The 13,466-nt window shown below is 69.8% G+C and carries 13 protein-coding genes and 1 pseudogene; 4 read left to right on the top strand and 10 right to left on the bottom strand.

Annotated features, from left to right (window positions below; all coding sequences use genetic code 11):
• The first annotated feature begins 103 nt into the window (after positions 1 to 103).
• Positions 104 to 820, top strand: a complete 717-nt coding sequence (trhA, locus tag AC6CCG_RS24780; RefSeq protein ID WP_496657425.1) for a PAQR family membrane homeostasis protein TrhA — start codon at positions 104 to 106, stop codon at positions 818 to 820.
• A 123-nt stretch (positions 821 to 943) separates the two neighbouring features.
• Here the strand turns inward: trhA and AC6CCG_RS24775 are convergent, their stop codons facing one another.
• Complete coding sequence (locus AC6CCG_RS24775) at positions 944 to 2,947, bottom strand: thioredoxin domain-containing protein (RefSeq protein WP_496657424.1); 2,004 nt, start codon at positions 2,945 to 2,947, stop codon at positions 944 to 946.
• A 136-nt stretch (positions 2,948 to 3,083) separates the two neighbouring features.
• Positions 3,084 to 3,551: pseudogene (locus AC6CCG_RS24770) on the bottom strand (DUF418 domain-containing protein); the annotation flags it as partial.
• 773 nt (positions 3,552 to 4,324) lie between these two features.
• Here AC6CCG_RS24770 and AC6CCG_RS24765 point away from each other — a divergent pair.
• From AC6CCG_RS24765 to AC6CCG_RS24755, 3 genes are all read left to right on the top strand, one after another.
• A complete protein-coding gene (locus AC6CCG_RS24765; RefSeq protein ID WP_496657423.1) occupies positions 4,325 to 5,053 on the top strand; it encodes a GbsR/MarR family transcriptional regulator in 729 nt (242 codons plus the stop codon).
• An 87-nt stretch (positions 5,054 to 5,140) separates the two neighbouring features.
• Positions 5,141 to 5,641, top strand: a complete 501-nt coding sequence (locus AC6CCG_RS24760) for a SigE family RNA polymerase sigma factor (protein WP_496657422.1) — start codon at positions 5,141 to 5,143, stop codon at positions 5,639 to 5,641.
• Positions 5,642 to 5,643: 2 nt separating this feature from the next.
• Positions 5,644 to 6,759 carry a hypothetical protein gene (locus AC6CCG_RS24755; protein ID WP_496657421.1) on the top strand — a complete coding sequence of 372 codons (1,116 nt, stop codon included), beginning with the start codon at positions 5,644 to 5,646 and terminating at the stop codon, positions 6,757 to 6,759.
• On the opposite strand, the gene AC6CCG_RS24750 is transcribed toward AC6CCG_RS24755, so the two are convergent.
• The 8 genes from AC6CCG_RS24750 to AC6CCG_RS24715 all read right to left on the bottom strand — a co-directional run bounded on the left by AC6CCG_RS24750 (position 6,735) and on the right by AC6CCG_RS24715 (position 13,463).
• Entirely contained in the window at positions 6,735 to 7,490 is a 756-nt protein-coding gene (locus tag AC6CCG_RS24750) for a hypothetical protein (RefSeq protein WP_496657420.1), read from the bottom strand. The two genes, AC6CCG_RS24755 and AC6CCG_RS24750, sit on opposite strands and share 25 nt — an antisense overlap.
• A gap of 75 nt (positions 7,491 to 7,565) precedes the next feature.
• Complete coding sequence (locus AC6CCG_RS24745; protein ID WP_496657419.1) at positions 7,566 to 7,829, bottom strand: hypothetical protein; 264 nt, start codon at positions 7,827 to 7,829, stop codon at positions 7,566 to 7,568.
• 45 nt (positions 7,830 to 7,874) lie between these two features.
• Positions 7,875 to 8,963 carry a glycosyltransferase family 2 protein gene (locus AC6CCG_RS24740; RefSeq protein WP_496657418.1) on the bottom strand — a complete coding sequence of 363 codons (1,089 nt, stop codon included), beginning with the start codon at positions 8,961 to 8,963 and terminating at the stop codon, positions 7,875 to 7,877.
• Between the two features lie 244 nt (positions 8,964 to 9,207).
• Positions 9,208 to 10,188, bottom strand: coding sequence for a prolyl aminopeptidase (pip, locus tag AC6CCG_RS24735; RefSeq protein ID WP_496657417.1), 981 nt, complete (start codon positions 10,186 to 10,188; stop codon positions 9,208 to 9,210).
• A gap of 9 nt (positions 10,189 to 10,197) precedes the next feature.
• A complete protein-coding gene (locus tag AC6CCG_RS24730; protein WP_496657416.1) occupies positions 10,198 to 10,635 on the bottom strand; it encodes a YybH family protein in 438 nt (145 codons plus the stop codon).
• Between the two features lie 9 nt (positions 10,636 to 10,644).
• On the bottom strand, positions 10,645 to 11,646 hold the full coding sequence (locus tag AC6CCG_RS24725; protein ID WP_496657415.1) for a LacI family DNA-binding transcriptional regulator: 1,002 nt from the start codon (positions 11,644 to 11,646) through the stop codon (positions 10,645 to 10,647).
• A gap of 42 nt (positions 11,647 to 11,688) precedes the next feature.
• Complete coding sequence (locus AC6CCG_RS24720) at positions 11,689 to 12,594, bottom strand: carbohydrate ABC transporter permease (RefSeq protein ID WP_496657414.1); 906 nt, start codon at positions 12,592 to 12,594, stop codon at positions 11,689 to 11,691.
• Positions 12,591 to 13,463, bottom strand: coding sequence for a carbohydrate ABC transporter permease (locus tag AC6CCG_RS24715; RefSeq protein WP_496657413.1), 873 nt, complete (start codon positions 13,461 to 13,463; stop codon positions 12,591 to 12,593). Before AC6CCG_RS24715 ends, AC6CCG_RS24720 begins: the two co-directional genes overlap by 4 nt.
• Between the last annotated feature and the right edge of the window lie 3 nt (positions 13,464 to 13,466).

Here is a 13,466-nt window from a genome sequence, read left to right as displayed (position 1 = left end):
CGGATTTTGCTTCCCCGCCGTCTCGTCTACCCTGTAACCTACGGAACCGTAACTTTGGTCGGGCAGGATCGCTGCCCGGGTATCCACTCGGAGGACGACAGCGATGAGCACGACCAGGATCGATCCCGATCCCGAACTCCAGCCGGACCGGACCGCCGGCGACCAGGTCGCCGAGGTGATCCGGCAGGTCAAGCCGAAACTGCGCGGCTGGCTGCACGCCGGCATGACGCCGCTCGCCGCGGCCGCCGGGATCGTGCTGATCTGCCTGGCGCCGACCGCGGCAGGGAAGATCGGCGGCGCCGTGTTCCTGGCCGCCTCGCTGCTGCTGTTCGGGACCAGCGGCCTCTATCACCGGTTCCACTGGGGGCCGACCGGCGACGCCGTCCTGCGCCGGATGGACCATGCCAACATCTACGTCTTCATCGCCGCGACCTACACACCGCTGGCGTTGATCATGCTGACCGGCACGTCGCGGGTGGTGCTGCTGAGCGTGATCTGGAGTGCCGCGCTGGGCGGCCTGATGTTCCGCTTGCTCTGGCTGTCCGCACCGCGCTGGCTCTACACCGGCCTGTACGTGCTGATGGGCTGGGCCGCCGTCGGCTGGCTCGGCGCGTTCTACGCCGCGGGCGGGCTCGCGGTGGTGGTGCTGGTGGTGTCCGGCGGGCTGCTCTACACGCTGGGCGCCGTGGTGTACGGGAGGAAGTGGCCTGACCCGTCACCGCGCTGGTTCGGGTTCCACGAGATCTTCCACTCGTTCACGATCGCCGGCTTCGCGGTGCACTACATCGCGATCTCGTTGATCACCTACGCGGCCCGCTGAGCGTCCGTCCTCCATCCTCGGAACCGCTCGTGGTCGACCAGCGCGATCCCCCGCGCCGGCTGACCCGGCGATCGGACAACGTGGAAACCTCCGCCGCGTCCGGTGCCATCGACGTTCCACGATCTAGGCGTCGGCCAGGGCGGTGGTGAGATCGGTCGGGGTGGTGACCGGTAGGCGGCAGACGACGTCGCGGCAGACGTACGCGGTCGGGCGGTTGTCGATCATGGTCCGCTGCTCCAGCAGGGCGAAGCCGGCGAGGTCGGGCGGGCCGGCCAGGACGACGGAGCCGGCCGGAGCCAGCCGCCAGGCGGTGCGGCGCAGCTCGAGGGTGTCCGGATGGTCCGCAGGACCGGCGATCGCGACCTCGACCGGCGGCGCCGCGGCCCGGCTGATCGCGTCGGCGAGCAGCCAGCCGGCGAACCGGGGCGCGGCGGTGATCAAGCCGGCGGCGGAGGCGGCCGCCCGTTCGGCCCGCTCGGCGTAGTCGGCGCGGCCGGTGAGTTCGGCGAGCAGGGTGAGGGCGTGGACGGCTGCGCTGAGCCCGGACGGGGTCGCGTTGTCGGTCGGGTCCTGCGGCCGGAGGTAGAGCCGCTCGGCCTCGGCGGCCGTGTCGTAGAAGCCGCCGGTGCCGTCGTCGAACGCGGTGATCATCCGGTCGGCCAGCCACTCGGCGCGGGTCAGCCACTCGGCGTCGGCCCCGGCGGCCGCGAGCCGGGTCGCCGCCTGGCAGAGGGCCGCGTAGTCCTCCAGCACCGCGTCCGCCGTACCGACCCGGCCCTCCCGGGAGCTGCGGCGCAGGCCGTCGTCGACCCGGTGCAGCCGCCAGATCAGGTCGGCCGCGTGCCGGGCCACCTCGAGCCAGTCCGGCCGGTCCATGATCATCGCCGCCTGGACCAGCGCGTCGATCGCCCAGCCGTTCCAGGCGGTGATGATCTTGTCGTCGCGACCGGGCCGGGGTCGCTCGGCCCGCGCGTCGGCCAGCCGGCGGCGGACGTCGGCCAGCCGGACCGGATCCTGATCCGTCGGCAGCTGCAGCGTCGAGGCTCCGTCCTCGAACGTGCCGTTCGCCGTCACGACGAAGACCTCGGCCGCCCAGGCCGCGTCCTCGGGCCCGAGCACCTCCCGCAACTGCTCCGGCGTCCAGGCGTAGTAGGCGCCCTCGCGGAGTACGCCCGCGGCATCCAGCGAGTCGGCGTCGAGGCTGGACGCGAAGCCGCCCTCCGGCGTCCGCAGCTCGGCGAGCAGCCAGTCCACCAGGTCGGTCGCGACCCGCTCCGCCAGCGCCGAGCCGGTCCGGCGCCACCAGCCGACGTAGGCGCCGAGCAGCAGCGCGTTGTCGTACAGCATCTTCTCGAAGTGCGGCACCACCCAGCCGCCGTCGACGCTGTAGCGCGCGAACCCGCCGGCGAGTTGATCATGGATGCCGCCGCGGGCCATCGCCTCCAGGGTGCCCTCGACCATGATCATCGCGTCCGGGTCGTCCGACCGGAGCAACGCCTCCAGGACCAGCGACGGCGGGAACTTCGGCGCCGTGCCGAAGCCGCCCCGCTCCGCGTCGTACTCCCGCCGCAACGTCGCGACCGCCTGGGCGATCTCGCCGGCGCCCGCCTGCCCGGCCAGGTCCGGTCGAGCGCCGGAGAGTTGATCACTGATCGTCCCGGCCGCCGTGACGAGTTCCTCCCGGCGGTCCCGCCAGGCCTCGCCGATCGCCTGCAGCACCTGCGGGAACGACGGCAGCCCACCCCGCGGCACGGGCGGATAGTAGGTGCCGGCGAAGAACGGGTTCCGGTCCGGCGTCAGGAACACGGTCATCGGCCAGCCGCCCTGCCCGGTCAGCGCCTGGGTCGCCTGCATGTAGACCGCGTCGACATCCGGCCGCTCCTCCCGGTCCACCTTGATCGCCACGAACCCGGAGTTGATCAAGCCCGCGATCCGCTCGTCCTCGAACGACTCGTGCGCCATCACATGGCACCAGTGACACGCCGCGTAGCCGACCGACAACAGCACCGGCACGTCCCGCCGGGCCGCTTCGGCGAAGGCGTCGTCGGTCCACTCCCACCAGTCGACCGGGTTGTCGGCGTGCTGCAGCAGGTACGGAGAGGTGCTGTCGGCGAGTCGGTTGGCCATGACTCCGACCGTACGCGCCCGGCAAGATCAGCCCGAACGGGAGGCCACCGTCGGCCGGTCCTCGGGCGATCCACCGACCCGCGCCCGGCCGGCGACCAGCCGGCGCAGGAGCACCTCCAGCGGCCCCCCGGTGACCGGCCCGGCGCAGCAGGTCGGCGAGCGCCAGCGACACCAGCCAGACCACCACCGCGATCATGATCGACGCCGCGGCGCCGATGCGGCCGGCCAACCCCAGGGTGAACGGATAGAACAGCAGGAGCCAGATCAGCGACTGGAACAGGTAGAAGGTCAGCGAGCGCCGGCCGAGCGCGACCACGGCGGTGATCAGCCGGTTGCGGGCCGAGCCGAGCACGTGGGCCAGCAGCCCGATCGCCGCCGCCAGGGCCAGCCCGCCGGCGAACCCGGTCAGGTCGTGCGCGACGGCGGCGGCCCAACGCGCGGCGGGAGCATCGGGCGACCACAGGCCACCGGCGATCATGGCACCCGGCATCCTGCCGGCGAAAGCGGTGATCAAGCCGATCACCGCGACCCGCCGCAGCAGAGGCAAGTGCCGGCCAGGCTCGTCGAGGAGGCGGCGGCGGGCTGCCCAGAGTCCGACCAGCATGCCCGGGACGACGGCGACGGTCCCCAGCGCCGTCTCGAACGGCCAGGTGGGCAGGCTCGCGAGCAGGTGGGTCGGCAGGTCCAGTTCCAGGTAGCCGGCCATACCGGTCGGCCGGCCCGCCATGATCGCCTGGTACGCCAGCGCGGTCTGCCAGGCGAGCAGCCCGCACATCGGGACCAGCGTGATCGCCGCGGTGCGGAGCAGGACGCGATCCCGAGCCTGCACCAACGGCACCAGCAGCACGAGGGCCACGCCGTAGAACGCGATGATGTCGAGCGGAACCAAGATCACGGTGTGCAGGAAGCCGATCATGATCAGCCACCACCCGCGCCGGCGCAACTGCTTCCGGGTGGCCGGCCAGCCGACTCCCTCGCCTTCCTGCCGGTACGCGAGCTGACCGAGCCCGTACCCGAAGAGGAAGACGAACAGCGTCCGAGCCAGGTTGTCGGCGACCAGCGCCTTGACGAACTGTGCGGCGTGATCGACCGGCAGCGGTGCCGCGCCCGCGAACGCCGGAGCGTGCGCCACCGCGATCAGCAGCAGCATCAGTCCGCGGCCGAGGTCCGGCGCAAGGGACCGCTCCCGCAGTGCCGGGCCCGGGGCGGGATCGCGGGTCATCGGATTCTCCTTCTCGACCGTCATGATCAATTCAAGCTCGCTCGAATGCTACGTTGCATTCACAAATTTCACAACGTGATCCCGTTGTATGTAAGGAAATCATTGCAATCACACTGACCATGAATGCAACGCTGTAGAGTGATCATTGCAATGAAATGCCGACGAAGGGGATCCAGGTGCCCGGTGGCCGACTGTCTCAGGAGGACCGATACGCGATCGCGAGCGCACTCACCGGCGGTTCGAGCTATGCGGAGATCGCCAGGACGCTCTCCCGACCCACCTCGACGATCAGCCGCGAGGTGCAGCGGAACGGCGGGCCGCGGGGCTACGACCCCGACCAGGCCCAGCAGTCCACCCAGGATCGAGCCTGGCGTCGCGGTCCGATCAGCCCCGACGACGAGCAGCGGACCGGCAGCGGCGATCACGGCGCCGTGGCGGGGGTGCAGGCCGAACTGACCGAGGCCCTGGTCCGGACCGGCCTGCCCCGGATGCCTGCCCGAGTGCTGGCCTGCCTCTACACCACCGACAGCGGAGCGCTCACCGCGGCCGACCTGGTCCGCCGGCTCCGGGTCAGCCCGGCCTCGATCTCGAAGGCGGTCGGCGAACTGGAACAACATGGCCAGCTGCGGCGGGAACGCGAGCCGGACGGACGGCGTGATCGCTACGTCATCGACTCCGATGTCTGGTACGAGTCCTGGCTCGAGGCCGTCCGCCAGCTGACGGTGCTGGCCGGCACGCTCGATCGGGCCGCGACCGCGCTCGGCCCGAGGACGCGCGCCGGGACCCGCCTCGCCGAGGCCGGCGACATCTTCCGCGAGCTCGGCACCGAGATGACCGGTAGTGCCGAGAGGCTGCGGCGGCGGCGTGCGCGTCGGCAGCGCTGACCGGAACCGGTCCGGCCCTGAACTCGGCGGGATCCGCCATGCAACAACCGGTTCCGCTCGGGCGTCGGTTCGGGTATGGAAGTGGGAGTGAACGATCCGCCGCGGACTGAGCTCTCCTTCGACAGTTGGGTCAGCACTCGCGTTCCGGAGCTGCTCCGGTTCGCCTACCTGGTGACCGGCAGCCAGGACGCGGCCGAGGAGGCCGTCCAGACCGCGCTGTCCGGTGCCTGCGCTAAGTGGGCGAGGGTGCGGCGGACCACCGACCCGGATGCCTACGTACGGCGGATGATCGCCAACGCCCATGTCTCGCAGTGGCGGAAGTTCGGGAAACGGATCGCGGTCGTCCCGGCCGTGCCCGAGGAGCATGATCGCGATCATGCCGACGCGATCGCGACGAGCGACGCTGTCTGGCGGGTCTGCTCGGCGCTGCCGCGGCAGCAGCGGGCCGCGGTGGTGCTGCGGTTCTACGAGGACCTCGACTACGCCGAGATCGCGCGGATCCTCGACGTCACGGAGACCACCGTCCGCTCCCACATCCATCGAGCACTCGCGGCCCTGCGGGTGCAGCTGACCCGAGCGGAGGACTGATCATGGTCGACGCGCACCACGGCCCGAGCGACGAGGAGCTCGAGCGACTGTTGCGGAGCGGGCTGGCGGAACGGGCCGGGCAGGTCGACGCCGGGGTGCCGGTCCGGGTGGACCGCCCGCGATCCCGCCGGTGGGTCGTTCCGGCGCTGGCCGCCGCAACCGTCGGCGTGATCGTCGCGGTCGGTGCGCTGGTCGTACCCGGCAACAACGGTCCCGTTCCCCCGTCCGACGACCGTACGCGAGTGGCCGACCCGCCGGCGCCCAGCGGCTGGCGACTGGAGTCCTGGCACGGCGTCCAGGTCTCGGTGCCGCCGGACTGGGGCTGGGGCGGTGCGCCCAGCCCGCCGGAGGACCTCGGCGAGCCCGCGAGTTCGGACGATCTGTTCGACTGCGGGATGGCGGCCTACCGGACCGCCGACGGCCGACCGGCCGAGCGCAAGGACCGGCCCTATGTCGGGCGGCCGATCATGATGACCGACGCGTGCTCCGTCATCCATGATCAAGCCTTTCCACAACCGACGGCGCCCTACGTCTGGCTGGGCGCCTCGATCGCCCCGGGCACGCGTGACCTCGGCGGCGGTTGGCAGCAGACGACGGTCGAGGTCGGCGGCAGTACGGTGACGGTCGCCACCCGGGACGCCTTGTTGCGGGAGCAGATCCTGGCGACGGCGAAGGCCAACCCCGGCACCGATTGCGAACCCGAGTTCAGCGGTGCGAAGGTCAGCGACTTCACCGTGAAAGAGCCCGTCTCGATGTCCGTGTGCGCCTACCGGAGAAGCGACCGAGCGAACGACTTCAGACTCCAGTACGCCACCGCGGTGGACGCCGCATCGGCGCGCAGGTTCCTGGCCGCCGTCAACGGCGCGCCCAAGCTCCAGTGCATCGACACCTACACGCCCGAGTGGGTCGTCCTCCGGATCCACGGCAAGGAAGGGAGAACCCAGGTCATCGCCGTCGACACCAACGACTGCGTCGGCATCCACACGGCAGGGGCCACGGCCGAACTGAACGTGGCGACCACCTCGCCGTGGGCGGTCGACGGGATACCGGCGTACGTCATCGGCCCGCCCGATCCCGGCCTCGGGCTGAGCGACTACTTCCGGGGCATGCTCGGCTGATCGACGACGCCGGCGAAGGTGGCGGTGATCAACACGTTGTCGGCGTCGCTGAAGCCGTAACGCCGTTGGCCGCAGGTCAGGAAGATCAACTGCCCCGCGGTGGAGCGGCCGTCCGCGCCCCAGACCGGCGACTCGCCGAGGTTGTCCTGCGGCTGCGTCGTGACGGCCGTGAACCGGTAGGCCAACCAGGCGTCACCGGACTTCTCGGTACGCAGGTAGATCGTCCGGCCGACCAGATCGTCCTGGGCGAGCAGTCGGTTCATCACGGTGTCGGTCGCGGCCGAGGTCGTCGAGTGGCCGGTGATGATCCCGTAGTTCGGCATCGCGGTGCCCGGCAGCGCGTAGTCGGTGCAGTAGAAGCCTCGCCAGACGTCCGGGCCGCTGGTCGGATAGGGAATGTCGTACCCGCAGGCCAGGGCGAGCAGCTCGGTCCGGATCTCGTGCGCGGGATCGTCGGCGGGCAGGTACAGCGTGGTCGGCGCGGAGGCGGCAACGACCGGGCTGGGACGGTTCTCCCGGGCGGGCCGGGAGGTCGACGGCGACGGCGTGGGCCGCTCGGCGGGCTCTTCTTCCGACGGGCTCACGACCGGCGTCCCCGTGGCGGAGGGCGTCGTCGGGGCAGGGGCCGAGTCGACGGCGTACCCCGGCACCAGGACGGCCGTCACCAGCAGGGCGCTGATCAAGGCGACCGTGATCGATCCGGCGATCAGCCACCGCCGCGTCCCTGTCATCGGACCCTCCCGTGATGATGTTCGAGCGATGCGAACGGGCCGACGGCCGTCCCCCGACCTCCGCCGGCCATGCGCTCAGTGCTTCCGGTTCGCGAAGTCGTACCGCTTCGCCTGCGTACGCGGCGACTGATCGCGCCCCAACAGGCGGAGCAGCGCCGCGCGGGGACGTTCGGTGACCCCGGCGGGCAGCACCCGGAACACGACGGCCCCGAAGGCGTTCAGCAGCGTGAAGAGGGCGAGCGCCACGAAGAGCGCCCACAGCAACGGGCTGTCCAGCATGAAAGCCAGCCCGCCCACGCCTGCGCTGGCCACGCCCGGGCCGGCGGGATTCTGATACATACTCTTTCTCCTTTGTTGATCTCGGCCCACCACGGGCCGAGACGTCTACCAGGCCGTCTTGGTCCGGAAGGTCGCGCCCAGCAGGGCCTTGATCTGAACGGCCTGAAGAAACAGGTCGTACGGCATCTCGATCACGATCACCGAGGCCAGCAGGGCCTGCTTCCAGCCGCGCCGCGCGACCGTGATCACCCGCTCGACCACGTACACGGCCGTGATCATGATCCAGACCGGATGGAAACTCAGGCTTCCGGTCGCAGCGCCGATGACGAGGGTCGCCAGATACAACACGGTCGCGTTGATGCCGAAGACGCCCCACCACTGCAGGAACCAGTACTTCGCGGTGTAGCGCGTGTAGCCGTAATGCCGGTTGTTCTCCACCGCGCCGCGTTTCCAGCGATAGCGCTGCCGCCCGAGATCGCGCCACGACTTCATCACGTCGGTCCGCAGAGCGCACTCCGCCGGGGCGATGATCCGATAGCCCAGATGAAGCAGGGCGTAGGTGAGTTCGTTGTCCTCGGTGAGAGCCTTCGTGTCATAGACATAGGCGGTCTCGCCGGTCCCGGGCAGTCCCCCGCCGGCGCGCTGCGCCACGACGTCCTTGAGACAGGCTGCAGTGAAGATCGTCGCAGTTCCGGTGAGCACGAGGGTACGGCCGTTCTTGCGTGCGACGTCGCGCGCATAGCGGGCATATTCGTTGCGTTGCAGGGTCCCGACGAAGCCGCCGCCGTCCTTGCCGAGAAAGACCCCACCCACCGCGTGATAACCGCGTTCCAGATAGGCCATCGCCTTCTCGATGAAGTCGTCGTCCAGCGTGCTGTCCGCGTCCATCACCATGATCAGGTCCGTGTCGGCGAGCGAGCCGAGGTGCCGGTGCAGCCATTGATTCAGACCCCCGGCCTTCTTGTCCCGGTTGTTCACCGTCTCGAAGACGGACACCCCGGCGGCGTGGGCCCAGGACACCGTGTCGTCGGTGCAGTTGTCGGCGATCACCACGACCCGATCGGGCCGACAGGTCTGGGCGGCAAGACTCTCCAGCGTCTCCTGGAGTTGCGCGGTGTATCCGCGACGTCCCTGCCGAATCGGGACGGGAACGGTGCCCTCATTGTGGGCCGGCACCAGAACGGTGAGACTCATGGCCGAGATTCCCGAACGAAAATCCTCGAACGAGGACAAGAGTCCGAAAAGGCGCATGCCAATGCACACATGAAAAGAGCTCCCCCGAGTTCTTCGCCGGCACCCCGGCTCACGGCCGCCCCATACGGCCCGATCCGCGATCAGTGTGGGGCCTGAAGTAGCTTGTCAACCCCGAATTTCAGTCACGAATCGTCAAGTAATACCGCAGCTTTCGCGCATCAACTCTGTACTGCGAGCGGCCCGATCACGAGGCACTCGGCCCGGAGATCCGGTCGGCCAACCGGGAGTTCGCCTCGGCCCAGGCGTCGACCATCCGGGTGCCACCGTGCCCCTCGCCCTCATCGATGATCAATTCCGAGTCCGGCCAAGCCTGGTGCAGCTCCCAGGCGGTGATCAACGGACCGCTGACGTCGGCCCGGCCGTGGATCAGCACGCCGGGGATGCCGGCCAGTTCCGCTGCCCGGGCCAGGATCGGGGGATCCGCGAATCCGTCGTTCGACCAGTAGTGGGTGGCCAGTGTGACGAACGTGTGCCGGAACTGTTGATCTTCCCAGCGCGGATCGCGGTGCAGCCCGGCGGCCAGCGAGATGTGGTGGTCCTCCCACTCGGCCCAGGCGACCGACGCCGCGTCCCGTACCGCCGGGTCCGGGTCGGTGATCAAGCGGGCATAGGCCTCGACGATCCGCGACTCGTGCCGCCGGTAGCCGATCCCGGCCGCCTCGGCGTGTCCGGCGAACCGGTCCCAGGCCTCGGGGAAGATCGCGCCGACCTGCTCGGTGATCCAGTCCACCTCCCAGCGCCGGGTCGAGGTCACGGCCATGATCACGATGCCGAGGATCCGGTCCGGATGTTCCAGTGCGTACGCCAGCGCGAGCGTCGAACCCCAGGACACGCCGTTGATCACCCACCGGTCGACGCCGAGCTTCTCGCGCAGCCGTTCACAGTCCGCGATCAGAGCCTGGGTGGTGTTCCCGGCCAGATCATGATCAGGATCGATCGCCAGCGGCGTCGACCGGCCACAACCGCGCTGGTCCAGGCCGATGATCCGGTAGCGCTCCGGATCGAACTTCGTGACATAGCCGCCGGGCCCGAGCGTGCCGCCCGGTCCGCCGTGCAGATAGAGCGCCGGGATCCCGTCCGGGTTCCCGGACTCCTCCCAGTAGACGGTCTGGCCGGAGCCGACGTCGAGCAGGCCGGAATCACGCATCGGGGTCTTGGGGAACACCCGCCGATCCTACGAGGTGTCGAACTCGTTCCCTGAGCTTGTCGAAGGGCGAGGCCCGGTCTGGCTCGGCACTTCGACAGGCTCAGTGCACTTCGACACCGCCCTCGTAGTCCCCAGGCTCGGCCGGTCCAGCACCCAGCGCCAGGATCCGTCAGCCTGCCGGCGGGCCACCTCACAGGTCGTGTCGGCGCCGATCCGGGTGTTGGTCAGGGCCAGGTCGCCGGCCACCAGCGTCGACAGCTGTTGCCCGGGTGTGACTGTCGGCCGCCCGGCCAGGAATGCCGCGTAGAACTCACGAATCGCGGCGGTGCCACGGGCCGCCGATCCGTCCGGCAACTCCAGCACCGCCTCCGCCTCGTAGAGGTCGACCAGACCGTCCAGGTCGCCGGCGTTGATCGCCTCGACCAGGAGCGGGCCGAGATCGTCGGGCCGGGCTGCGCGTGTCATGCGGAGAACCTAGCGGGCGCCGCTGACATCCCCACTGGGGTCGCAGCCGCAGGACCGACCGATCCGCAGCCGCGGCGGCAGCACCCGGTGCACCGCCTCCGTGTGCTCGCGCCGGATCAGGCCGACCAGGGTCTCCAGAGCCGTCCGGGCCAGGGCGGCGACGTCCTGGTCGACCGAGGTCAGCGTCGGCTGCCCGTACCGGCCGGCCTCGGTGCCGTCGAAGCCGACCACGGCAAGATCATCGGGCACACGCAGCCCGGCCTCGGCACAAGCGGCGATGGCACCGATCGCCTGCGCGTCACTGGTCGCGAACACGGCGTCGACCTCACGACCGGTGTTGATCAACTCGCGCATCGCCCGGTAGCCACCCTCGCTGGAGAAGCTCGTGTGGACGGGTGCGGCGGCCGCCATGCCGGCCCGGGTCAGCGCGTCCTGCCAGCCGGCGACCCGCTCCTGCACGGCGTCGATCTCGGCCGGCCCGGCCAGGCAGACCGGGTTCCGGCGATCATGGGACAGCAGGTGGTCGACCGCCTCCGCGGCGGCGGTCCGGTTGTCGATCACGACCGACGAGAAGCCGGTCCCCTGCGGAGCCCGGTCCAGCAGCACCACCGGCAGCCGGACCTCGTCCAACATGCTGACGTCCGGGTGCGAGGCGGCGGAGATCAACAGCAGCCCGTCCACCTGGCGGTCGACGAAGGCCCGGAGGTAGGCCGACTCCCGCTCGGTCTGATTGTCCGCGGTACCGATGATCAACATGTAGTCGTTCCGGAAGGCCTCGTCCTCGACCGCCTGGGCCAGCTCCCCGAAGTGCGGGTTGCGATGGTCCGGCATCAGCATCGCGATCGAGTGGGTCCGGTTCTCCCGCAGCGCACGGGCGATCCGGTTCGGCCGGTAGTTCAGCTCGGCGACCGCGGCCAGCACCCGTTCCCGCGCCTCGGCCGACACCGGCCGCGGGCCGCCGTTCAGGACATAGCTGACCAGGGCCGGCGACACCCCCGCCGCCCTGGCCACGTCAGCTCTCGTGATCGCCACAATCGTCCCCCGCAGTCGTGATCATTTCTCGCCGCTGCTCGCGATCGTAGCCGCGAAGAACCGCTGCAGGAACAGCAGCAGGACGGCCGGCACGACCGAGATCAGCAGGGCACCCCCGAACATCTGGCCGAAGTTGAACTCGGTGTCGGTGAAGGTCCGGGCGATCGCGATCGGCGCCACCTGCTTGGCCTCCTCCGAGATGATCAACAACGGCCACAGGTACGAGGACCATTGGCCGAGGAAGATCAGCAGTCCGGAGTTGATCAGGGTGGTGACGCTGAGCGGCACGTAGATCCTGGTCATGATCCGGAAGTCGGAGGCGCCGTCGATCACCGCCGCCTCCCGCAGCGAGGTCGGGATGCCGCGGAAGAACTGCCTCATGTTGAAGATCGCCAGCCCGTTGCCGATGCCGGGCAGGATCAGGCCGAGGTAGCTGTTGTTCAGGTGCCAGCTGGTGAAGAACTGGGCCAGCGGGATCGCGATCGCCTCGAACGGGATCATGAAGCCGATCACCAGCAGCGCGAAGACGAACTCGCGGCCGCGGAACCGGAGCACCGTCAGCGCGTACGCCGCCGGCACCGAGATGGCCAGCCCGATGATCACCGACGCGAACGCCACGAACAGCGAGTTGGCCATGCTCTGGCCGAACCGCAGCTCCCCGAACAGCGCCCGATAGTTGTCCAGCGTCCAGACGTCCGGGATCAGCGTCCGCCAGCTCAGCGGGCTGACGCTTTCGATCACCTGGCTGCCCGGGCGCAGCGACCCGAACAGCATCCACAGTGCCGGCAGCGCGAACAGCAGCGCCACGATCACGGCCAGCAGGGTCAGCAGCGTGATCAACAGGCGGGCCTGGAACCGGCCCTTCGATCGCCGCGCCAGGACCGTACGCGGAGCGTCCGTCGACGGCTCCGTCACCAGGGTCGTCATGCGTCACGCTCCCGGAGCAGCCGGAACTGGATCGCCACGATCAGCAACATGATCAAGGTCAGCACCAGCGTCGAGGTGGCGCCCAGATTCGGCTGCGAGTACGTGTAGGTGCGCCGGTAGGCGTCGAACATCAACAGCGTGGTCGACTCCTGCGGTCCGCCGTTGGTCAGCATCTGCACCGGCACGAACAGGACGAAGTTGGCCACCGTGTCCGCGACCAGGACGAACAGCAGCGGCCGCTTCATCAGCGGCAGCGTGATCGACCAGAACGTCCGCCAGGCCCCGGCGCCGTCGATCGAGGCCGCCTCGTACACCTCACGGTTGATGTCGTTCAGACCGCCGATCAGGAACAGCATCCAGTAGCCGATGCCGACCCAGGACGCCACCAGCACGATGCTCGGCAGCGCCTGGGCCGGCGAGGTGAAGAACGGCTGCGGCCCGATCCCGAACACGCCGAGCAGGCCGTTGACCGGGCCGTCGTTGCGCAGCGCGACACCCCAGGCGATCGACGACCCGACGATCGGGATCGTGCACGGGATGAACACCGCCGTCCGCCAGATTCCGCGGCCCGGCAGCTTCCGGGTCAGCAGCACCGCCACCGCCATCGCCAGGGCGATCTGCAGCGGATTGATCACCAGGTTGAACAGCACGGTGCGGGCCAGCGTGCCCAGGAACAGTTGATCACTGAACAGCACCGCGTAGTTCTTCAGCCCGGCGAACCGTTGCTCGGCGAGCAGGCCGACCCCGACCCGTTCGAACAGGGTCGACCAGACCGCGCCCGCGAACGGCACCAGCCGGAGCAGCACGATCGCCAGCAGGGCCGGGGCCAGGAACACCGCGGCCGTGATCAAGGTGCGACGACGGAGCATGGC

It is taken from the genome of Microlunatus sp. YIM B11417, from assembly GCF_059617205.1.
Note: the sequence above shows the minus strand (reverse complement) of the source record. Positions and strands in the feature narration are given on the sequence as shown.

Bases quoted from the DNA above. Each gene is read 5' to 3' on its own strand.
- trhA (WP_496657425.1), top strand. From the start codon at position 104: ATGAGCACGACCAGGATCGATCCCGATCCCGAACTCCAGCCGGACCGG.
- AC6CCG_RS24775 (WP_496657424.1), bottom strand. From the start codon at position 2,947: ATGGCCAACCGACTCGCCGACAGCACCTCTCCGTACCTGCTGCAGCAC.
- AC6CCG_RS24765 (WP_496657423.1), top strand. From the start codon at position 4,325: ATGCCGACGAAGGGGATCCAGGTGCCCGGTGGCCGACTGTCTCAGGAG.
- AC6CCG_RS24755 (WP_496657421.1), top strand. From the start codon at position 5,644: ATGGTCGACGCGCACCACGGCCCGAGCGACGAGGAGCTCGAGCGACTG.
- AC6CCG_RS24750 (WP_496657420.1), bottom strand. From the start codon at position 7,490: ATGACAGGGACGCGGCGGTGGCTGATCGCCGGATCGATCACGGTCGCC.
- AC6CCG_RS24745 (WP_496657419.1), bottom strand. From the start codon at position 7,829: ATGTATCAGAATCCCGCCGGCCCGGGCGTGGCCAGCGCAGGCGTGGGC.
- AC6CCG_RS24740 (WP_496657418.1), bottom strand. From the start codon at position 8,963: ATGAGTCTCACCGTTCTGGTGCCGGCCCACAATGAGGGCACCGTTCCC.
- AC6CCG_RS24730 (WP_496657416.1), bottom strand. From the start codon at position 10,635: ATGACACGCGCAGCCCGGCCCGACGATCTCGGCCCGCTCCTGGTCGAG.
- AC6CCG_RS24720 (WP_496657414.1), bottom strand. From the start codon at position 12,594: ATGACGACCCTGGTGACGGAGCCGTCGACGGACGCTCCGCGTACGGTC.
- AC6CCG_RS24715 (WP_496657413.1), bottom strand. From the start codon at position 13,463: ATGCTCCGTCGTCGCACCTTGATCACGGCCGCGGTGTTCCTGGCCCCG.